Genomic DNA, 21,041 nt, shown 5'->3' with positions numbered 1-21,041 from the left:
GGCATTGATAAAGAGGCAGAGGGGCAGGGGGCGGAGGGGAAAACTTTTCTCCCCAGATCCCTTGCTTCTTCCCCAGTCCCCTCATTTACTCGTAATATTGGATACTATATTCTCTGTTTTATTGCTGTTGGGGTGTTAATGTCTGTTTTACATAAATATACTGTTCTTGCTCCTGTTAGCCTGAGCATTGCTTTGTTCGTTACTAGTTGCAGCGAAAATAAAGTCTCTCAGTGTCAGCGACTAATTCGAGTTGTAAATGCCGGAACTTCTCTGATTGATAAAAATAAAGGAACCCAAGTGATAACCAGCATACAGCTATCTAAAGATTTAGAATTTGTGACTAAATCCATTGCGGAACTGAAGTTAACAGATCCTAAGCTGAAAGAATTTCAAAGCGGTTTTGTCAAGATTTTTCAAAATCTCAGTCAAGCGATAGCTATTGCAGGTAAAGCGCTTGGTGCAACCAAAACAGCAGAAGCATCCGCATCTGGCAGAGAAAAAATCCAAAAGGCTAGAGCCGAAATTGATTCAACACTGACAACAGCAGCTACAACGGTTGGCAAACAATCAGATACGTTAGTGAATGAAATGAATAAGTATTGTAATCAGCCTGAATAATTTATCTGGGGGATTGGGGATTGGGGAATTAGATTAAATGTTAGGGTTCAAATAGTTTTTTCCAGTCCCTAGTCCCTAGCGCTCTTTTATTACTCTCATGAGAGTATAATTAATTATTAACAGTTTAACTTAGCAAGGGTATTTAATTGGGTTCAAGAACAGCTACCTCCACGAGCGCTGTGGTAGATCAGTACTGCGATGCCTATAGAGATTTATTTCCAGATGTTTAGACTCAATAACTGTTACTCAGAATTTTTGATTTAGAAGTAAGAAGTCAATTCGTCCTTTGATGATAGTTTGTTTATCTTGTGTTTCAATCTCGATAGATTTCTCTAATTTGACGTGAAAAGGAGGTAAATAAAACTTGCCAATGAATAGCAGTGGTGATAAAACAATCGTGTTCACTGTATTTTCTAATAAAGGCGGATAGTTTCGTAAATTTATGTAACCTGCCTTTATTTAATCCAATAGCTGCTTTTTTAAACTTGTCAGTTCTGGTAGGTCATCTTGCCACTCTCGAAAGAATTCTTCCGAATCAACTAACTCTAATCCATAGAACAATATTAGTTGCTTAAATGTGACGTTTTCCGCAGCAAGAGTTTCAACCATTATGTTAATCAAGTAGTAGAAAAATCTACCAGTTTAGTAATTCACACCTTCAGGTAGGGTGAGAATTTCAACGCCATCTTCAGTTACAGCTAAGGTATGCTCACATTGAGCAGAAAGCTTGCGATCGCGCGTTACCGCAGTCCATTTATCGCTGAGAACTTCGACTTCGTAAGTACCTTCGTTAATCATTGGCTCAATAGTAAAAACCATCCCCGATCTGAGGCGCTTGCCCTTGCCGCGTGTGCCATAATGGGGAACATCTGGCGCAGTATGGAAAATATTACTGATGCCGTGGCCAACGAAATCTCGCACTACAGAAAAGCCTTGTCCTTCAGCATACTCTTGAATAGCTGCACCAATGTCGCCAATGCGTGCCCCTGGTTTAACTTCAGCAATACCTAGACGCAGACACTCTTCTGTCACCTCTACCAACTTCCTCGTTTTTGCCGAAGGTGTACCAACAAAGAATGTCTTGGATGTATCGCCGTGATAACCCTCAACAATGGGCGTGACATCAATATTAATAATGTCACCTTCTTTCAGAATTTGCTTGGCGTTGGGAATACCGTGACAAATTACCTCATTTACACTGGTGCAAATCGATTTCGGATAACCCTTATAGCCAAGGGGTGCGCTTTTTGCGCCATGCGCTTGTGTCCAGCGTTCGGCTTCATCATTTAGTTCCAGAGTGCTAACCCCTGGCTTCACGAACGGTTCTAGATGCTGGAGAAGTTTAGCAGCTAAACGCCCAGCTTGCCGCATTTTCTCTATTTCTCGTTGGGATAAAATAACAATTAGTTCAGTTCTCATTAACTTTTATCTAGAAATCTTTCATAAACATAGTTAACCCTGTCTGTGCGGCTCTTTGGGCAGCATCAGCAACCTTTAGAGTATATAAGCTCTCCTCTGGGGTAACGTACAAAGGAGTGCCATCAAAAAGATGATCTAACACCATACTCGTGTCTTTAGCGAATAAACCCCGGCGAGGCCCAACCTCTATAGATGTTGTTTCTCCTGGCTGGATGAAAATTCCGGTGTCACCATCAAAAATTAAACCACCTTTTTCACCGTGAACTTCAAACTTGCGTTCTGATTGCCAAAGACTTTCACCTTTGCCGTACACTACTTGGGCTAAAAGTCCACTGTTAAAACACAATTCACTAGTGCAGAAACAGGTTTGGTAATATTCCGGTTCTATTTCCCAATATCGCTGGTGACAGTTAACTGTAAATACTTTACCAAATAAATCTGTGAGACGATGTAGGCGAGACAAAGCCCCCATTAAGGGAAAGCCGAAAAACTCGTGGTTATAAGTCCATTTGCGGGGTGCAGGATTTTGAGGATTGATGGTGCTGTAGCGAACATAAAACACTTCACCAATTTTGTCTAAGTTTTGCTTCAAAGCTTGATGCAAACCACCCAAAAGTTCCAGGTGTTCGACGTGTAGGAGTTTTTGTTGTGCTTTGGCTAAAGCAATCAGTTCCTCAGCCTCAATTACATCCAACGAAAGAGGATACTCTACAATCACATGTTTGCCGTTGGTAAGTGCTGCACGAGCGATCGCACCATGATCTCGATTAATTGTAGAGATCGCTACTAGGTCTATATCTTCACGTTCTACTAGCTCTTGCCAAGAACTCAATATTTCAATCTGGTACTCTTTAGCAAAGGTTTCGGTTTTTTCTTTTGTATGACCAACAACTGCGACTAAATGCGATCGCTCATCGTGGAGCAATGCCTCAGCCCGAAACTTTGCCGCATACCCAGTACCGATCAAACCTACACGCACTTTTGCTTTTTCCGAAGCAGCTTTTGAATTATACATGATCCTTAACTAGTTCTGTTTTTGATCTTCTCACGCTTCTAGTGGTAAGATTTTCGGTTCATGAGGTTTACCAGTCTAGACTCTACAACATTCGTCCGAACCCCTCAAGCACGTATGAGACTTTATTTTCAAAATCAAGCCCCCTTTTTGAGAGCAGAACTAATGTGATTCACAATATGTAAAATTTGTCAAATAGAAAATTTTGGAAAAAGTTACCACGTCAGCTTGCTTTCATCGGGGTATGCGATCGCTATGATAATTGTCTAATCAGATTAGAAAATGAAACAACCCCGCTTTTTACAGGAGTTGGGGGATTTGTTCTACGTAAGTTCTACAGAATCCAGATAACATTAATATTGCTCATATTTTTTATATATAAAATAAGCTTTTCTTATTGCAACCTGACTAAGGTCGAAAATAACATAAATAAAACTTATCGGGATTAAGTAACTAAATTTCATTACTAATCGGGTTCAATTTCCAGTCACATAGTTTAATTTTTCTCGTAGTATCAGAATTGAAGCAAATTTAAACCAGCGGCTAATCCCACAGAACAGCCGTGACCTTTGCCTTAAGATAACTTATACTGCCGTTTGCAAAAGAGAGGATTACTCAATGCCAAGTTATAAAGTGACACTAATCAACGAAGCCGAAGGACTAAATACAACACTTGACGTTGATGATGATGTCTATATTCTAGACGCGGCTGAAGAAGCTGGTCTTGACCTGCCCTACTCTTGCCGCGCTGGTGCTTGCTCTACCTGTGCAGGTAAAATCATCAAGGGTACTGTCGATCAAGGCGATCAGTCATTCTTAGACGATGAGCAAATCGAAAAAGGATATGTACTGACTTGTGTCGCTTACCCAACCTCTGACGTAACAATCGAAACTCACAAAGAAGAAGACCTTTACTAAGAACTAAGCAACTCAACCATAAACCTCTTGCAAGAGTTACCAATGTTGAAAAAATATAAGTATGGCATCTAGGGCCAACACACTTGCAATGCTGTGTGTATCTCTAAAAGCGACTTTGATAAAAAGCCTAGTTCCGTATTGGGCAGGAACACAATATTTACTGTGTTCCTGCTTAATTTTTATCAGTAATTTGAGGTATTTAGATCGCGATTGAGACGGGGAGTTAGGGTAATTCAATTACTTGAAAATCAGTATACTATGGAATTACCTCGTACTTAGTGCTTAAACTCAGTGCGGATACTTTAAAGCTTAATTTCTTTACTGAGAATTTTAATCTGAGTACCAGGATAGTAGAATTGGAGAATTTTTGGACTTGACCAACCTAGTTTTGCTAAATTTTGAGCGCCAGTTTGACTTAAGCCGACTCCATGTCCTAATCCACCACCAATAAAAGCATATCCCCAGAGTTCTGCCTTGCCTTTGTTTAGGGGTTCTATGTAAAAAAGCGTACTTACCGGAGCGGCAAAGGCGCTGCGAACTTCATCTTTATGCAGAACAAAGGTGCTGCGATCGGTTTTAACCGCAAGTTCAAGAATGCGTCCACTCTGACTTCGCTTCACAACTGCCATAGCCTGAATGGTCTTAAATTTGGCATGAGGACTGTTTTTCACCTGCAAAAATTTCTGCAAGTCCTTGATAATATCCTGTAAAGGGGTTTCCTTATGCCAACGAAACATATCCCACTTGCTTTCATTAAATCCTTGTTGTATGTTGATAAATTTTTGGAAGTTCTTTTCATCTGCTAAACTCTGCTTAGATAAGTCCCAAAAATTAGTCGGAGCATCCAGTATAGGGCGCAGATAGGGACGATCGTCACCATTCCAGATATCACTGAAGGAAGCGGTGACACCACCAGTGGTGGAAGAATACAGAGCATCTACTAGTTCATTTTTATAAGTTAATACTTTACCCCTGGTTGAGGCGATCGCTTGGTCTGTTTTGGCAGCTGCTCCCTTCAGCCCATAATAAACTTGGCAGTGAGTATCAGCACACAACTGATAATTATCTGCGGCAAACCTGCGTAAATTTCTCAAGGCATAAGTCCGGGCGAGAATTGCTTGGGCTTCTAGCGCCGCTTTTGGTGCATCTGTTCCTATTTCGTAAGGTACAACCCCACGCAAATAAGTTTCTAAGGATACTTGATTAACGAGAGTGTATGTGCCATAAGCGTTTGGCTGCAAATTCAGGCGACCGGCATAAAGACGAGCATTTTCTGGTTTCTCGCTTTTATTCACCCGAATTAAGTTTTTATCAGTGCTAATTTCCAAGTCATTCGGGCTATAGCGATTACCATCCACTACCCAACTTACTCGCGGCACTTGTTTTAAAACTTTAGTATCAAGATATACTTTATCTTTGGTAGAAGTTTGGATGTTTTGCAATAACAAGCGTCGCAATAAAGGAGTGCTGTAAACATCTCGTTTCGCCCAAACCTGCCAGCGTTCTGGCTGGGCTATTTCCACTTCCATTCCCTGAGAACGCCATTTATTAGCACTGTCTTCCGCAGTTTCAAAAGTGCGGTATGTGCCTAAAACTACTACTTCTTCGACTGCTGGCTGGGGTAAAGCTTGTATGACTGTTTCTAGCTTTACAGGATTCTTAGTAAACAGAATTTGCTGCTTGTTGCCCACTTGAAATTTTAACCTTAAGCGATCGCCTTTTATGGGTTCAAGTTGTAGCTTGGCTGTGGCTTCGGCGCCAAATCGCTGCACAATCCCAATTTTAAGTTCTATATCCTGGATATTGCTCTCTGGCCCTGATGCCGCAGTCAGTCCCAATAGACAAAATGTTGTCAGCACAGTGTAGGGAAAACACCAAAATGAAAATTTCATGACCACCTGATAGCGTTCGCGCAGCGTCTCCAAAAGTTGCGATCGCGAGTAATCGTTCGCGTTGGCGGAGCCTCTCGTAGAGAGCGTCTTCTGCCCCTTAATGTGTCGTTGGAGCTTATTTTCCAATTGCTTTGTAGCGCGGTTTTTTTGTCGCATGAATGCTCCAATGATACCATTACCAATTTTGCCCCAGATACTAGTTGCAAAAACGAAGTCATAATGACTATGATTTATTTAGAGACAAAAAACAGAACTAGTTGGATAAACTCTTTATGGTTAAAGTCCAAGAAATTCCATTAAATCAGATAAAACGGCCACTGCCTCGTACAAACGATCCAAATAAAGTGCAAGCCTTAATGGAATCGATTGCGGAGATTGGGCAGCAAGAACCTATTGATGTCCTAGAAGTAGATGGACAATATTATGGCTTTTCTGGTTGCCATCGGTATGAAGCTTGCCAGCGTTTAGGCAAAGAAACCGTTTTAGCCAGAGTTCGTAAAGCACCCCGTAGCGTTTTGAAGATGCACTTAGCATAGACAATAGGGATTGGGGACTAGGGACTGGGGACTGGGGACTAGGAATCAAGGGCTTAATTTTCTTGCCAATCCCCAATACCCAATTCCCAACCCCAAATTACATATAACCTAATTAGGAGAAAATTATGTCATCGAAAGTAACAGTTAAAAATGTAAATATCGGCATTGACGAGGCGAGTAGGGCTAAAATTGCTGACGGTTTATCTCATCTGTTGGCTGATACTTATACACTGTATCTGAAAACTCATAATTTTCATTGGAATGTAACGGGGCCGATGTTTCAAACGTTGCATCTGATGTTTGAGACTCAGTATACAGAATTAGCCTTAGCAGTGGATTTAATAGCCGAGAGAATTAGAGCGCTTGGCTATCCTGCACCAGGAACCTACAGCGAATACGCCAAACTGAGTTCGATTCCAGAAACTCCTGGAGTTCCTAAAGCTGTGGAAATGATCCGCTTGTTAGTGGAAGGACAAGAAGCCGTAGTCAGAACTGCACGGTCTATTTTTCCCGTGATAGAGGAAGTTAACGATGAACCTACCGCCGATTTATTGACTCAGAGGATGCAGGTACACGAAAAGACAGCTTGGATGTTGAGAAGTTTACTGGAAGAATAGGAATAAGGGGCTGGGGACTGGGTACTAGGGACTAGGTAATAATGTACTTTTAATTTGCATAACTAGGGCGGGCAAGATGCCCACCCCACAAGAGTTTTAATGCCAGGTAATATGCAAGTTAAGTGTCCAACAGCTTACTAACAAATAAAGACTTAATTTTTTTACCAGTCACCAATCCCCAATCCCCAATGCGCCATACCCAAAAGTTGCAAGATTTAATGCAGCAGCTAAGTATTTCTAGTTTTAAAGCGCTGAGTCGCGCTGCTGGTGTCTCAGAGCGTCAAATTTTGCGATTACGCCAGGGAAAGCTAGAGCAGATGCGGGTAGATGTGCTACTCAAGCTGTCGTCAGTGTTACAGATGCCATTGAATGAATTGATCGCAACTTTTTCAACCGTAGAGTTATTACAAGAGAAAACAGCACCTACCCAGGAATTGTTACAAGAAATTACAAATTTAAGAGGAGAGTACGATCGCTCCCAGCTTCAATTAGAACAACAGCGAGAAATATTACTACAAGAACTCCAGCAGTCGAGCTTGCAACTGCTGGAGTCTTTATTATTGCAATGGCCAACAGCGGCACAAAAAGCGCAGGAGAATCCCCAGCTAGCAGCAGTTAAAATAGTCCCATTGGTACAGAAACCCCTGGAAAAGCTTTTGCAAGCGTGGGGAGTAGAAGCGATCGCACCTGTGGGAGCAGAATTACCTTATGATCCCCAACTTCACCAATTGATGGAGGGAACTGCACAGTCTGGAGAAACAGTCAAGGTACGTTACACTGGCTACCTTCAAGGTGAGAAGTTGCTTTACAGAGCGAAAGTGAGTCCTGTTTGAGGTAGTTAGAGACGCGATTAATCCCGTCTGTACAGGATTTGTATTGTCTGTTGAGAAATATATAGATATTGGGAATACTAAAAATAGCAGGGGCGATCGCCTTAGAGAACTTCTGTTAGACAGATGGTGTAGATTCAAGCTTGCTTGGCGCTGTTGAAATCAAAGCTGTTGGCTCTAGAGGGGTAATCCAGAGGTAAATTATTTCAATAATGTAAGTAATTGGACATAAATAAACGTAGATCCTAGTTACTATCATAAATACTCAGTAGTCAACAAAGGATTATATCTACTAATGATTATGATGTGAAACTTTGATAGCTGAGTATTTTTGCTTATAGTTTTAATTGGGCGATAGGGGCTGGGAAAATTTTATGGGTGATGCAGATCCGCTTACCCAAACAAAGGAACGCTGCTGCTAGACTCGGTTTAACTGCGCGTAGGCGTAGCACAACCTAGACATCGCTCTAACTCATTGAATTTTTAATTGTTTAATGACGGCTATCATCATGAAATTTATTGGAGAATCTTAGCTTGGGCAAAAATATTTAATAAATAATCTGAAAAGCAGCAACATCAGCTTGTAGATACAGTATATATTTACATACATGACATACAAGTAAGTTAGTGTTAAAAATTAACATATTATGCCTAAAAATAAAATCAGCGAACAGCTTACAAATCTATCGTTCCAACCGTTATACAAAACTAAACATACATGAGTTTTACTGTGCTGACTTACTTGTATAGTCTATTTTCAACCAGTATATTCCTAGTCAAAAATCGATATTAAATGTAAGGTAATATGGTTTTCAGTATTACAAAAAATTAGATTAAAATACTTATAATTAATCTTTATTTATCCTGATTAATTATCAATGGCTACTCAATATGTAATGTAATCTTATATTTTATTTTACAAGCATTTTTAAATGTTCTATAATGGCGAAATCAGAGAATTATTTACACAAATCAGAGTGACATAATTATGAGAGAACAAGTAAAAGTTATTAAGCTCAGTGGTAATTTGAATGCCACAACTTCACAAGAATTTCGGCAAAATATCACTGATATTCTAGAGAAGGGTGCGAAAATCGTGTTAGTTGATTTTAAAGATGTAACGTTTATGGATAGTTCCGGTTTGGGAGCTTTAGTATTAGCTTTTAAAACCTTGCGTGCAGCAGACACTAAACTTGTTCTTTGCTCAATTAATGAGCAAGTCAGGATATTATTTGAACTGACTAATATGGATAAAGTATTTGAAATATTCCCTAGTCAAGATGCATTTAATCAAGTTTTAGTTTCCAATACTTAATTAATCAAACTTCATTTGCAAAATAGATAAATCATCATCAAAAGCATCTTTGGAGTTCAGAGCAATTAAATAGCTTAATACGCGATCGAGTTGGCTATCAACTGGATCTTGTAAGCTAACTAATAGCTGAATAAAAGCATCCAAACTCCAAAGTGTGCCATCTGATTTAGTAATTTCATAAGCACCATCACTAAAAATATAAAGGCTACTAAATTCTTCAATATTGCAAGAAGCATCAATATATTTTGCCTCTGGAAACATCCCAACTGGCATACCGGGGGTTTTCAAGAGTTTAACTTCAGATTTTCTTGGAGATGTGCCGGCTACTAAAACTGCTGGTGGATGACCTGCACTAGCATAAATTAACTGACGATTGATTCGGTTGTAAACTCCATACCAAATCGTAAAGTATTTATCATTTTGATAATTCATTTGAAAAGTATCATTCAAAGCCTTCAATACATCACTAGGTTGATAATAATTCAGACCTTTAAGCGCACGGGAACGCAGCAAATTCAGCACTGAAACAGAGGGAAGAGTAGCTTTCAATCCATGTCCAGCAGTATCGAGTAAGTAAATTGCCAGATAATCATCATCGAGCCAATAGTAATCGAAACAGTCACCGCCGAGTTGTCGCGAGGGAATGAACCGGAAATTTATCTTGAAGGGTTCGGTCATAGAAAGAGGCAGCAGCGATCGCACATAGTCTGCGGCTTCTGACATTTCTGATTCTAAAAGCAACTTTTGATCCTGCAAATCTCTGCTCAACTGATGCAGGCGTAATCCTGCTCTTACCCGTGCTTGTAATTCATTATGCTCAATAGGTTTGGAGATAAAATCATCAGCACCAGCATCTAGACCTTTGACACAATCAGCAACGGAATCTAAGGATGTTAATAAAATAAAGAATGTGGTGAAAAATTTGGGGTCTGTCTTAATGCGGTGGCAAACTTCCAGTCCAGTCAAACCCGGCATGATCCAATCACAAATAATTAGTGCTGGACGATAAACTAGTGCTTTTTCTATTCCTTCCTCGCCGCTACTGGCAGTCACTACCTCATAACCTTGTTTTTCCAAAATCCTTTTTAAGAGTATTTTTATTGAATAGTCGTCATCAATTATTAGTATTTGAAACATATAAAGTTCTAGGAAACACTCATTAATAATTTGCTGTCAAAATAAAAATATGCTATGAGGTAATAGGCTAGTAGTATGAATATAGGGATGCTACTATAGCATTTATTGTTTGTATGCAATAGACTTTAACCTCACTTCCATTCCTCTCTTTTAAAAGCATAGAGTCTTTGAATTTTACTCCCCAAACAGAGTAAGGATTTGGGGTTAGTTTCTATTAGACTCAACCCAGAAGTATTAGAAATAATTTTTATTTACGTATAGAATTTATGACTGTCAAACAGTCATAAATTCTATGGTGCTGCCAAAGGATTTAGCCATAAGAGAATGTTACTTTTTAGCTGGTTCAAGTCGCGGTATGCTTCTTGCTTAAACCATTGTCCTAAAGCATCAAAAGGGGTGAAAGATGTTCCAGTTTGCCATTTAATATCTTGACCTAGAGGTGTTGTATGAGTTCCTGGTAAAGTTTGTGCTGTCACCATCTCATCAAAACGTTCTTGTAAGATTTTGGTTAAGGCTGCCGATTGATCGATGTTGTCATTACTAAATTTTATTAATAAATTGCGCCGGACATTGTAACGTTCTTGGACAAGCTTGTTAGTTTCCAACGGTGAGGGAGTAAACTCGATTTTCAAAGTAGAATTGAATTGTTCTACTAGGGGGATAGCTTCTTTAGCGGCGTAGTTGTTGAAGGATATTAAAATATTGCCTGCACGTTCTACTTTAAAGAGGCTACCAATCAGCAAGTGAAGTTTACAGCCCATGCTATGTCCAACGCCGTAGATGGGGAAGTAAAGCTTGCGTAATGCCCCAGAATCCTGTAAGCGTTCGAGGGTGCGGTCAAAATTTAACAGTACGGATTTGGCGATCGCAGTATGATCCAATGTATTGACGAAAGGCGTAGCAATTACAACATAACCTTTACTTGCCAGTTGTTCGAGTAACCAGCGATAGGTAATGTGCGGTGCAGTGGCGACAAATGCACCTCCTAGAAAATGAACGATACCTATGGGATTTCGGGGAATGATTACCCAGTTCCCTCTAATTTCTTTCCAGTCCATGTAGATAAGCGATCGCTTTATGTATGAATATTCTTTATGTTAGATCGGTGATTGCAACCCTGGGAAGGATTCTGGCAAAAACCATTGATAATGTCTCTGAGTAGGTTGGAAATCAACCCACCTGAGTGCTTTCTAAATTACCATTACAACACCTAATTACGTTAGCGAGTATTCGTACCCCTATGGGGAGGCAAGCTACGCGTAGCGTCTCTTAGAGAGCCTCATTACGAATTACGAATTATCTTAACGCTGAGTCTGTAATCTTTTCATTTCGTGTTGCACATCTAATGCAATTTGTAATGCTTCATTGAGTAACCTTCCATGTTCAGTAGCTTGTTCAGTTACTTGCATAGCTGTTAAAGTTGCTAAATTGTTGACGAATAGTTCTGTATTACTCAAAATAAAGTTCTTATTTTCCCTCAAAATTCTTTCTGTCTTCAAAGCGCGAACTAAATCAGCTTTGGTGAGTTTAAGCGCTTCAATCACACCTTCTCTTTCCTTTATAACCACTTCTGGATTACCAGCTTCTTCGATTTGGTCATTGATATCTATTACTCTAATAACAGTATTATATCTATTAACTTCATTTAACAGAATGTAAAGAGATTTTGTCATATTATTTTTGACAACCTTACTTCTACTTTTCCAGATTAAATATAAGATAGTTTGTGAAAAACCGCCAACCCAAAGACTTAAGAGAATTAATAATATCCAAGATGGGATTGTTATCCACGTCACAAAAATTTTAAGAATTAAATCAAATAGAATATAGACAAAAACAAATGTAGAAAATCCGATAAAAACTACAGTTGCCCCTTCAGAGCTTTTCAGCTTTTCTATATATATTCTTGCGAATCTATTTAGAGTTTTTGTAATGATTAAAAGTTCCTCATTAACAGGTAAATTAGTCAGTTTTTGCAAATCATCTTGACTAATTTCCAAGCCCTTTAAATCATCCTGCACAGCTTTTTAACCCTTGCCAGAATAGTTATTTAGTCTAATATAGCAATCAAATTTCTAGAATGCTGGCATTTTGTCCGAACTTTTTCAGATGAGTTAAGCCTGGTAGGCAATATCAAGATTTTTTGTACAATATGATACTCTTTTGCTAAGACAACTATTTATAGCAATCTTAAATCATTTGTGATGAATAAGATCCCCGACTTCTTAAATAAGTCGGGGATCTGCAAGTTACAATTCTGACAAATCAATAGTATTACAGTGATAAATAATTGTGCCTCACTCGTTACACTAACTTTGCTTGGAAGAAGATTGTTTCTGTTTTGAAACACCACGCTGAGGATTTAAAAATGGGGGGATGGGACAGTCTAACGTCATAGCGATCGCTCTGAGTAAATCTGCCTCTGAAGGAGTAACTTTATTATCTAATAGTACTGTGTGGGCACAAGCATCAACAAGAGCTTGCTTGAGTTTGGGAGTGGCAAGACGTAGACGCTCAATACTTTTCTTAAGTTCAGTGAAATTACAACTTGGCGGTTTTTCTGGTTTTTCTTGCTCTCCGGCTTTGGGAAGTCGAAAAACTCCAGAACGAAAAGCATAGGCGATGTCTTCAGTGGAGGCATCGGGTTGGGAGTGTCCGACGCGAGCAATTACGGACAGTACTAATAGACTATCTGGCCAAATCTGTTCGATGGAAGTGAATTCTACCGTTGTCGTAGATACGGGATTGATACTAGGTTCGAGACGATGCCATAGTATTAATTGCAACACAAAATGCCACAATGATAAACTTCCGGTGGCTACAGTTAAACCGTGGACGCATTTGCACAGCCTTTGGCATTCTTTGGCAGAATTTTGGCGTAATATAGGCACTGCCAAATCCACAAGTGGCAAACGAATTCTGGAGTCTAACTGACTAATTTCGTTACTTAATTCCAGGGTTTTCTCTACTAAATCAGCGGGTTGCACCTCGCGTAACCAAGTAATTTGACGTTCTTGGATTTGGAGATTTTCTGTATCTAAGGTTAACGCAAAAGCGATCGCCATTGCACTTTGCTGCTCCCGCGCACCCAAACGCAGGGATTCTGGTAACTGCGATAAGAGCGCTTGAGCATGGGCAAAATGCTCTGGTGTCACGCTTCCCACTTGGCTGATAATCCGTCCTGGCATGGTGCTAGAACCACCAGCAAAGCCCATTGTTAGAGATTCCTGGGAGGGGGAACCTACTTGATTGCGAGATGGCATTGCTGCTAAATTACGGGCGTTCAAACCCCCAACGCGGCGGATACGTTCTGCTAAGGGTGGGTGGGTAGAAAACATATTTTCCCAGAAAGAGGGGTTGAGGGCATTGCCAAAAAACATGTGGCTAGCGGCTTCTGCACCCGGCGAAATCAACCGTGAATCCATTTGTTGGAGTTTTTCAAAGACTCCGGTAAGTCCATTGGGGTTGCGAGTGAACTGTACCGCCGAAGCATCAGCGAGAAATTCGCGTTGGCGAGAGACAGCAGCTTTAATCAAACGTCCACAAAGTAATCCAATGCCACCAATTGCCATTAGTGCCAAGCCAAAAGCCCACAAAGGCAAACCCTTGTCTTCGCGGGAAGTACCACGAATCCGCCAGAGCAATTCCCCAGTTAAATAAATGAACAAAATCCCATGCAGTAGTCCCATTAAACGCAAATTTAGCCGCATATCTCCATTGAGAATATGACTGAATTCGTGGCCAATGACTCCTTGTAGTTCATCCCGGCTCAAGTGTTCCAAAGTTCCACGGGTAACTCCAATTACAGCATCATTGGGCGTAAATCCGGCAGCAAAGGCATTAATACTGGTTTCTCTTTCAAGGAGATAAACTTGCGGGACGGAAATCCCAGAAGCGATCGCCATTTCCTCGACAATATTTAATAGTTGTTGCCCTTGTTCATCGGCCATTTCTGGTAGCAGGAGTCTTCCCCCTAACCCTTGAGCAATTACGCTTCCACCCTCCCGGAGACAGGCAATTTTGTATAAGCTTCCAATTGCGATCGCAATTATTGTAATCCCAGCTACGTAAAGAAATATCCCTGGATGCCACCAAACACGAGGAGCCATGCGAAACAGAAATAAAGTGGCAATATAAATCGCCATAATCATAACTGCGATCGATAGGGAAAATAACCCAATTAATTGTTGCGTATTTTGGCGTGCCCGATCCTGATGTTCAAAGAAATTCATAGACACCTAAAAAGACACGCGTGGGGCATTTCTAATTTCTGGAGTGGCTTCGGGGAGCAATTCTGCAACGGTAAAGTTAAAGGTATTTGCTACAAGGTTGCTAGGGAAAGATTCGCTCTTGGTGTTGTAAAGTGTCACCGCGTCATTAAAAGCTTGACGTGCAAAAGCAATCCGGTTTTCAGTAGAAGATAATTCTTCCATTACCTGAGTCATGGCGCGATCGGCTTTCAATTCTGGATAAGATTCTGAAAGTACCATCAAGCGACTTAATGCACCCGTTAGTGCCCCTTCAGCATTACCCAACTGTTGCATCGCTTGAGGATCGCCAGGATTTTGCGCGGCACGACTGCTAGCATTAATTGCAGTATTACGAGCGGCAATAACTGCTTCTAAGGTTTCTCGCTCATGTTTCATATACCCTTTAGCAGTTTCCACTAAATTGGGAATTAAATCATAGCGGCGCTGTAATTGCACATCGATTTGAGAGTATGCATTTTTGTAACGATTCCGATACTTGACTAAATCGTTGTAGCTATTAATGATAGTTACAGCAACAATGGCAACTAAAGCAACAGAAAATATTAAAAGCCCCATATTTTTAGGTTATTTTCATCAGGTACTTACTTTTTTGCAGATTTACCAATCACGGTAATCTTTGATATCCAGCAAAATTTGTGTGGATATAAAGATGAGTCTACTTGTAGCAAGTTGCCCTCGTCGTCTGTAAAATTAGTTACGTTAATTTACTTATATTGCACGAGATACCCGACAACTTTTACAGATGCAGGTAGCGAATAGGGGGTCTGACCCCTTAAGATAAACCAGTCTGACAATAACAGGGGAAAAAGTCTTACCCCCCACACTCCCCACACTCCTCTTTCCCTGAAGCTTACACTATGCATGAGAAATCCGGGTCTACTTTTTGTATTTTCCGACCTGCTTCTCTAAGCTGTATTAGGGGGTAAGACCCCCCATTCACCAGCTGTATCCGTAAAAGTTGTCGGGGGTCTGAATACCACTAACCCTTAGTCATGATTTTGACCTAGCAAATCTGCAATTGAAGTGAGTAATTCAGTTGGTTGTACTGGTTTGGCAATGTGTTTTTGAAAACCTGCTGCTAAGACTCGATCGCGATCGCTTTCTCCAGCATAAGCGGTAAGAGCGATCGCCGGAATTTCCCCGCCCTTCTCTTTGGGCATGGCTCTCAGCTGCTTGATCAGGCTGTAGCCATCTATTTCTGGCATTCCTAAATCACTGATTAATAAATTAGGTGCAGCCTGTGCTATTATACACACCGCCTCATTTACAGATGCCGCAGCAGTTATAAATGCCCCATTCTGTTGTAGCAAAAAGTACAGAAACTCTCGTGTGTCAACATCATCATCGACAATCAATATTCGTATTCCGCTGAGAACTGACGAGTTAGATTTTTCCCCTACTTCCCCTGCTCTCCCTACTCCCTCACTTTCCTTCATCACGGGCAGTCTAATAGTAAAAACTGCTCCTTGTCCAATTCCTGGACTAGCTGCTGTTGCGGTACCACCATGCAACTCTACTAAGTGATAAACTATGGCCAATCCCAATCCCAGTCCCCCAAATTTTCTGGTTGTGCTGCTATCAGCTTGACGAAAATATTCAAATACGTGGGGTAGGAATTCAGGGGAAATACCTTGACCTGTGTCTTTAACTTGAATTATTGCTGAGTCGGAAGAAAATTCACGACTCAATGATAGGCTAACTTCGACTGAACCACGAGAGGGAGTAAACTTGACTGCATTCGAGAGTAAATTCCCCACAACTTGCTGTAAGCGATTATAATCGCCTAACACTTTACCAACATTGGGGTCAACCTGTACTTTAATCTGGATAGCTTTGGTTTCGGCGATTAACCTGACTGTCTCAAATGCAGCATCAATGACAGCTACCAGGTTAACAGGGGCAAAAGTCAGGTTCAACTTACCGCGAATAATTCGAGATACATCTAGCAACTCATCAATTAATTGAATCTGCAATTGAGCATTTCTTTCGATGGTTTCTAAAGCACGATTAGTAGTAGCTTCATCAAATTTGCGGCTTTTGAGTAGCGATGACCATCCTAAAATCGGGTTGAGGGGCGATCGCAATTCATGAGAGAGAATGGCGAGAAACTCATCTTTATTCCGGTTTGCCTGTTTGAGTTCCTCTGCTTGTTGCCTGAGTGCCTTTTCTAATTGCTTCCTGGGTGTTAGGTCAAGAATAAAACAGATCCAAGATGCCGGATCTTGCTCCACCAAAGCACCACCGATTAGTATGGGAATGCGAGAACCATCTTTGCGGATGTATTCTTTTTCAAAGGGAGTACATATCCCAACCGTTAAAAGTTGCTCTAGTCCTTGCCGATCGAGAGCGTGATATTCTGGTGGGGTAATGTTTTGTCTGCGTATTTTACCCGCCAATAGTTCTGCTCGCGTATAACCTACCATTTCTAAAAAAGCCTCGTTCGCCTCAGTAATGCGATCGGGAGTGGCGAACATAATACCAATAATATTGGAATCAACTAACCGCCTTAATTGAGTTTCGCGCTGGCGCAGATCATTTTCTACTTGTTTTCGCCGGGTAATATCTTGGGTAGTACCCATCATCCGTACTGCCTTACCGTCGGCATCATAAAAAATGCGACCTTTAGCAGCAATCCAATGAATACTACCATCAGACCAAAGGATGCGGTATTCTATGTCACAGTCAACCTTTTCTTCAAGAGAGCAGGCGATCGCTTCATGAATGCATTGGCGGTCTTCTGGATGTACACAGTTGAGGAAAATCTCAAAGCTGATTTCGGCTTCTAAGGACACTCCAAACAGCTGCCGACATTTCTCTGTCCAAATTACCTCGTTGGTGGTGATATTCCAAAACCACATACCCAGTTCGGCAGCATTAGTAGCCAACCGAATCCGTTCTTCACTCTCACGCAGATTTGTTTCAATTTGCTGGCGTTCCTGTAGCGCCGCCTGCTGTTCGGTAATATCAGTAGTAGCACCAACTACCCTAACTACCTGATCATTTGCATCCCGGACTGCAAACCCGTGGTCTTCCACCCACAAATAACGGCCATCCTGGTGACGCACTCGATACTCAATCCGATAACGGTTTCCATTGACCATACTAGCCATGAACTGGTCATTAACTTTTTGTTGGTCATCGGGGTGGATACGTTGTTGCCACCACTCAAAGGTAGGTTCCGTTTCTTGTTGTGTGTAGCCAAAAACCTGGGTTAGACCTTGAGTTCTTTCTACAGTATTTCTCCCAATCTCCCAGTCATAGATTAGGCAATTAACCGCCGCCGCCGCTAACTCAAACCTTTCGTTACTTTGTCGTAGGGAAATTTCTATATGTCGTCGCTCTGTAATATCAAAAGCGATCCCCAAAAGATATTGCGGCAATCCATCAGCATTTATGGTGTGTACAGTGTCATGGCTACAAAACCAGCGCCATTCTCCATTGGCGTGTCGAATCCGGTATTCAAAGCTGAGGACTTCACCTTGGCGAACAGAATTAAATTTTTCAAGATAGCTAGGGAGTCGCGCCAAATCTTCAGGGTGTAGAAGCTGGATAGATAAATCCTTTCCCATTGCCTGGATTTCGGCTGGTGTATAACCCCAGCTTTGAGCAATTTCGTAATTAACGTAAGAATTTCGCTGCTCAATTAGGTCATAAATGTAGAGTATCCCTGGAAGAGTGCCAGCAATTTGTTGAAATAGACGGTGACTATCCCAAAGTGTTTGAAATTCATCTGTATTAACTCGTTGAGTATCTAGTTCACAGTTACCATTCTGCTCAAGCTGGGCGTTTTTAGATTCCGTAATATCCGAAAAAGTTGTGACGATCGCATAGAGGCTTCCTTCTGCTTGAAACAGAGGTTGGGAGGAAAACAATAGCCAGACTAGTTCACCATTTGGCTGATAAAAGCCACTGACCACATTTAAACAAGGTTTACCTGTATTTTTGGTAACACTTATAGGGTGAGTTTCACTGAGTAAAGGAGTGCCATCTTCATGAATAAATTGCCACTTGGGATCGAGCAAGTTTTGTCCCACAAGCTGTTGTGTGGTTAGTCCCAAAATGCGATCGCCAGCGACATTACAAGCCTGGATAGTGCCATCAGCCAACTGAAGCAGCATTCCTTCTTCTCCACTGGCGATTAGTGAATAATTGGCTTTTTTACTAACTTGCCGATGCAGCAGCTTGTCATTAGCCAGCTGGTTCTGGGACTTTTCCGCGTCTGGCATTCTATAAAGTTAAATAAATTTAGAGTTAATCTAAGATTCAGCGGCTTATACTTACATAAATTTTAAGGCAATTTCTTCCACCTTGAGGCTGAAACTGCGATCGCTACTTCTATCACCGAAATAGTGCTGTTAGCGGATAGCTAAGGTTTAGCCCGTGCTGAGTAACTCAGCTTAGAGTAAAAAAAGTAATAATCGCACTCAGTAATCTTAAATCAGCACTCATTACTCATTACTCATTACTCATTACTCAGCACTCCTAAATCAACCCCCAACGTGAATACCAGGTCGCATTTGGGGATTCTTTTCAGCACGGCGGAGGACTTCACGGGTAACTACAGCAATGTCACCTTCACCAAACAAGATAAAACGCAGTAAGTATTGTATGGGATTTCCTTCAACCCAACCGAAATAAGCATGGGGAATCTTACCTGTTTGGTCACGAATATAGAGTAGTAAAGCTGCGATCGCATTTGGTACTGCTGCACTTTCAGCCCGAAGAATGCGATAATCACCAACTTGCACCCCTTTGACTACAATCACATCCGCAAATTCCGAAGCATCGGATACATGAACCTCTAGAAACAGAATTGGATCGTTGGGTGGAATATGGTTGTCCTCGCGCACCTCTTTCTCTTTCATAAAATACTCAAGGACATCGCCTGTATTCAATCGGTTTGCAATTAACCGTATTGCTCCCTGGCTCTCTTCAGCAAGGAATTGGGCAGCAAGTTCGTCAACTTCGATTCGTTCTGCTCGCAGTTCTGTTGAACGCCAAACACGAGAAACCAGCGAGGTAAAAATGATCGCACCGATGAAAAACCCAGCGATCCTAATCCCTTCTGGTCTTTCGATGATATTGACAACAGTGGTATATAAAAATAACAGTGTAATGATTCCAAAAACGAGTTTGGCCCGCTTCTGTCTATGACGGTGAGCTGATAGGGTGACAGCAAAGGCGGCTGAGGTGATTAATACAAGTACACCAGTTGCGTAAGCCCCACCTTGGGCTTCTACACTTGCTCTAAAGATAATTGTGACAACAAAAGCGATCGCTGTGTAGACTAACACTAAAGGTCGCGTTGCTCGTGCCCAATTGGGAGCCATACCATAGCGTGGTAGGTAGCGAGGCACAATATTCAACAGCCCTGCCATTGCAGACGCACCGGCAAACCACAAAATAGAAATAGTACTTAAATCGTAAATAGTGCCAAAGGCATTGCCTAAATGAAGATGTGCTAAATAAGCAAGGGCCCGTCCGTTGGCTTTGCCTCCAGATGCAAACTCTGCGGTTGGAATCAGTAAAGTAGTTATAAAGCTGGTGGTGAGCAAAAAGAAGCTCATAATCAGAGCAGCAGTGGTAAGCAGCTTGCGTGTATTCCGAATTCGCCCTTTGGGATGCTGCGGAGTGCTGTTATTGCTGCCTTTTACCAGAGGCATAACGGTAACACCAGTCTCAAAACCTGACAATCCCAGTGCTAGTTTGGGGAATATAAGCAGAGAGATACCAATTAATATTAAAGGGTTGGAATGGTTTGCAAAAAGTGCAGTTTGCCAATTTGCGATCGCTTCTGGGTGAGCTAAAATCTGATACAGACCGACGCTAACAACAATGAAATTTAACAGCAGATAAACTGCCACCAAAACTACTGCAATCCCAATGGCTTCTCGGAAACCTCTCAAGAAAACTGCACCTAGTAATGCAACTAATATCAGAGTAACTGCGATCGTCTGACTGTGAAACCAAATTGGTGTCAGCGGATTTTCGATGATATGGGCAGTAGCATCAGCAGCAGACAAAGTAATGGTAATAATAAAGTCAGTTGCTACGAACCCAAGTAAGCACAGCACAAGTAATTTGCCTTGCCACCAGGGGAGTAAACGCTCTAACATTGCGATCGACCCTTCACCATGAGGGCTTTCAGCAGCAATGCGCCGATAGATTGGCAATGCTCCAAAGAGCGTCAGCAAAACCAGAATTAGGGTAGCTATAGGAGAAAGAGCGCCAGCCGCCAGTGCTGCAATCCCAGGTTGATAACCAAGGGTCGAAAAATAATCTACACCAGTCAAGCACATTACCTGCCACCAAGAATGCTGGCGATGTGGTTCTTCTTTGCGGTAAGGCCCTTCCTTCTCTCGTCGTCGGTCTTCTTCAAGCAACCAGTGGATTAACTGGTTACCGAGCCGTTTTGTTGAAACAATTGAATTAGCCATCAAATACGGTTGTGTTGCAAAAGTCGGCTTTGTGATTTT

Annotated in this window: 18 protein-coding genes; 6 read left to right on the top strand and 12 right to left on the bottom strand. The window is 41.4% G+C overall.

From position 1 onward, the window contains the following. The first annotated feature begins 138 nt into the window (after positions 1–138). Positions 139–618: a hypothetical protein gene (locus tag V7L31_RS23795; protein WP_334698543.1), complete on the top strand. Its 480-nt coding sequence runs from the start codon at positions 139–141 to the stop codon at positions 616–618. A 246-nt stretch (positions 619–864) separates the two neighbouring features. Here V7L31_RS23795 and V7L31_RS23790 read toward each other — a convergent pair whose 3' ends face one another. The 4 genes from V7L31_RS23790 to V7L31_RS23775 are packed head-to-tail and all read right to left on the bottom strand — an operon-like array spanning position 865 to position 3,052. Continuing rightward, positions 865–1,023: a hypothetical protein gene (locus V7L31_RS23790; RefSeq protein WP_334698542.1), complete on the bottom strand. Its 159-nt coding sequence runs from the start codon at positions 1,021–1,023 to the stop codon at positions 865–867. 54 nt (positions 1,024–1,077) lie between these two features. After that, entirely contained in the window at positions 1,078–1,227 is a 150-nt protein-coding gene (locus tag V7L31_RS23785; RefSeq protein WP_334698541.1) for a hypothetical protein, read from the bottom strand. A gap of 33 nt (positions 1,228–1,260) precedes the next feature. Continuing rightward, positions 1,261–2,037: a type I methionyl aminopeptidase gene (gene map, locus V7L31_RS23780; RefSeq protein ID WP_334698540.1), complete on the bottom strand. Its 777-nt coding sequence runs from the start codon at positions 2,035–2,037 to the stop codon at positions 1,261–1,263. A gap of 10 nt (positions 2,038–2,047) precedes the next feature. Then, positions 2,048–3,052: a Gfo/Idh/MocA family protein gene (locus tag V7L31_RS23775; protein WP_334698539.1), complete on the bottom strand. Its 1,005-nt coding sequence runs from the start codon at positions 3,050–3,052 to the stop codon at positions 2,048–2,050. 615 nt (positions 3,053–3,667) lie between these two features. On the opposite strand from V7L31_RS23775, the gene V7L31_RS23770 reads away from it, so the two are divergent. Next, entirely contained in the window at positions 3,668–3,967 is a 300-nt protein-coding gene (locus V7L31_RS23770; protein ID WP_334698538.1) for a ferredoxin, read from the top strand. 302 nt (positions 3,968–4,269) lie between these two features. Here the strand turns inward: V7L31_RS23770 and V7L31_RS23765 are convergent, their stop codons facing one another. Then, a complete protein-coding gene (locus tag V7L31_RS23765; RefSeq protein WP_442944480.1) occupies positions 4,270–6,015 on the bottom strand; it encodes a SpoIID/LytB domain-containing protein in 1,746 nt (581 codons plus the stop codon). Positions 6,016–6,131: 116 nt separating this feature from the next. On the opposite strand from V7L31_RS23765, the gene V7L31_RS23760 reads away from it, so the two are divergent. The 4 genes from V7L31_RS23760 to V7L31_RS23745 all read left to right on the top strand — a co-directional run bounded on the left by V7L31_RS23760 (position 6,132) and on the right by V7L31_RS23745 (position 9,157). Continuing rightward, the gene (locus V7L31_RS23760) at positions 6,132–6,395 is read left to right on the top strand and encodes a ParB N-terminal domain-containing protein (protein WP_104907642.1); all 264 of its coding nucleotides are present in this window, start codon (positions 6,132–6,134) and stop codon (positions 6,393–6,395) included. A gap of 125 nt (positions 6,396–6,520) precedes the next feature. Beyond that, the gene (locus V7L31_RS23755) at positions 6,521–7,012 is read left to right on the top strand and encodes a Dps family protein (RefSeq protein ID WP_292739190.1); all 492 of its coding nucleotides are present in this window, start codon (positions 6,521–6,523) and stop codon (positions 7,010–7,012) included. A 188-nt stretch (positions 7,013–7,200) separates the two neighbouring features. After that, positions 7,201–7,845, top strand: coding sequence for a nucleotide exchange factor GrpE (grpE, locus tag V7L31_RS23750; protein WP_334698567.1), 645 nt, complete (start codon positions 7,201–7,203; stop codon positions 7,843–7,845). A gap of 985 nt (positions 7,846–8,830) precedes the next feature. Then, a complete protein-coding gene (locus V7L31_RS23745; RefSeq protein WP_179065806.1) occupies positions 8,831–9,157 on the top strand; it encodes an STAS domain-containing protein in 327 nt (108 codons plus the stop codon). Here V7L31_RS23745 and V7L31_RS23740 read toward each other — a convergent pair whose 3' ends face one another. From V7L31_RS23740 to V7L31_RS23710, 7 genes are all read right to left on the bottom strand, one after another. Then, positions 9,158–10,294 carry a PP2C family protein-serine/threonine phosphatase gene (locus V7L31_RS23740; protein WP_334698537.1) on the bottom strand — a complete coding sequence of 379 codons (1,137 nt, stop codon included), beginning with the start codon at positions 10,292–10,294 and terminating at the stop codon, positions 9,158–9,160. A 290-nt stretch (positions 10,295–10,584) separates the two neighbouring features. Then, entirely contained in the window at positions 10,585–11,352 is a 768-nt protein-coding gene (locus V7L31_RS23735; RefSeq protein ID WP_334698536.1) for a DUF1350 family protein, read from the bottom strand. A 243-nt stretch (positions 11,353–11,595) separates the two neighbouring features. Then, positions 11,596–12,315, bottom strand: coding sequence for a hypothetical protein (locus V7L31_RS23730; RefSeq protein WP_334698535.1), 720 nt, complete (start codon positions 12,313–12,315; stop codon positions 11,596–11,598). Between the two features lie 288 nt (positions 12,316–12,603). After that, positions 12,604–14,526 (bottom strand): M48 family metallopeptidase, encoded by a 1,923-nt coding sequence (locus V7L31_RS23725; RefSeq protein WP_334698534.1) that lies wholly within the window; start codon positions 14,524–14,526, stop codon positions 12,604–12,606. A gap of 6 nt (positions 14,527–14,532) precedes the next feature. After that, positions 14,533–15,120 (bottom strand): LemA family protein, encoded by a 588-nt coding sequence (locus tag V7L31_RS23720; RefSeq protein ID WP_334698533.1) that lies wholly within the window; start codon positions 15,118–15,120, stop codon positions 14,533–14,535. Positions 15,121–15,551: 431 nt separating this feature from the next. After that, positions 15,552–18,791 carry a PAS domain-containing protein gene (locus V7L31_RS23715; RefSeq protein ID WP_334698532.1) on the bottom strand — a complete coding sequence of 1,080 codons (3,240 nt, stop codon included), beginning with the start codon at positions 18,789–18,791 and terminating at the stop codon, positions 15,552–15,554. Positions 18,792–19,052: 261 nt separating this feature from the next. Beyond that, positions 19,053–21,002, bottom strand: coding sequence for an amino acid transporter (locus V7L31_RS23710; RefSeq protein WP_334698531.1), 1,950 nt, complete (start codon positions 21,000–21,002; stop codon positions 19,053–19,055). Positions 21,003–21,041 lie beyond the last annotated feature (39 nt).

This window comes from Nostoc sp., from assembly GCF_036916655.1.
In the GTDB taxonomy this organism is placed as follows: Bacteria; Cyanobacteriota; Cyanobacteriia; order Cyanobacteriales; family Nostocaceae; genus Nostoc.
The sequence above is the reverse complement of the archived record's forward strand: the minus strand, read 5'-3'. Positions and strand labels throughout refer to the sequence as shown.

Bases quoted from the DNA above. Each gene is read 5' to 3' on its own strand.
- V7L31_RS23795 (WP_334698543.1), top strand. From the start codon at position 139: ATGTCTGTTTTACATAAATATACTGTTCTTGCTCCTGTTAGCCTGAGC.
- V7L31_RS23785 (WP_334698541.1), bottom strand. From the start codon at position 1,227: ATGGTTGAAACTCTTGCTGCGGAAAACGTCACATTTAAGCAACTAATA.
- map (WP_334698540.1), bottom strand. From the start codon at position 2,037: ATGAGAACTGAACTAATTGTTATTTTATCCCAACGAGAAATAGAGAAA.
- V7L31_RS23775 (WP_334698539.1), bottom strand. From the start codon at position 3,052: ATGTATAATTCAAAAGCTGCTTCGGAAAAAGCAAAAGTGCGTGTAGGT.
- V7L31_RS23770 (WP_334698538.1), top strand. From the start codon at position 3,668: ATGCCAAGTTATAAAGTGACACTAATCAACGAAGCCGAAGGACTAAAT.
- V7L31_RS23765 (WP_442944480.1), bottom strand. From the start codon at position 6,015: ATGCGACAAAAAAACCGCGCTACAAAGCAATTGGAAAATAAGCTCCAA.
- V7L31_RS23760 (WP_104907642.1), top strand. From the start codon at position 6,132: ATGGTTAAAGTCCAAGAAATTCCATTAAATCAGATAAAACGGCCACTG.
- V7L31_RS23755 (WP_292739190.1), top strand. From the start codon at position 6,521: ATGTCATCGAAAGTAACAGTTAAAAATGTAAATATCGGCATTGACGAG.
- grpE (WP_334698567.1), top strand. From the start codon at position 7,201: ATGCGCCATACCCAAAAGTTGCAAGATTTAATGCAGCAGCTAAGTATT.
- V7L31_RS23745 (WP_179065806.1), top strand. From the start codon at position 8,831: ATGAGAGAACAAGTAAAAGTTATTAAGCTCAGTGGTAATTTGAATGCC.
- V7L31_RS23740 (WP_334698537.1), bottom strand. From the start codon at position 10,294: ATGTTTCAAATACTAATAATTGATGACGACTATTCAATAAAAATACTC.
- V7L31_RS23735 (WP_334698536.1), bottom strand. From the start codon at position 11,352: ATGGACTGGAAAGAAATTAGAGGGAACTGGGTAATCATTCCCCGAAAT.
- V7L31_RS23725 (WP_334698534.1), bottom strand. From the start codon at position 14,526: ATGAATTTCTTTGAACATCAGGATCGGGCACGCCAAAATACGCAACAA.
- V7L31_RS23720 (WP_334698533.1), bottom strand. From the start codon at position 15,120: ATGGGGCTTTTAATATTTTCTGTTGCTTTAGTTGCCATTGTTGCTGTA.
- V7L31_RS23715 (WP_334698532.1), bottom strand. From the start codon at position 18,791: ATGCCAGACGCGGAAAAGTCCCAGAACCAGCTGGCTAATGACAAGCTG.
- V7L31_RS23710 (WP_334698531.1), bottom strand. From the start codon at position 21,002: ATGGCTAATTCAATTGTTTCAACAAAACGGCTCGGTAACCAGTTAATC.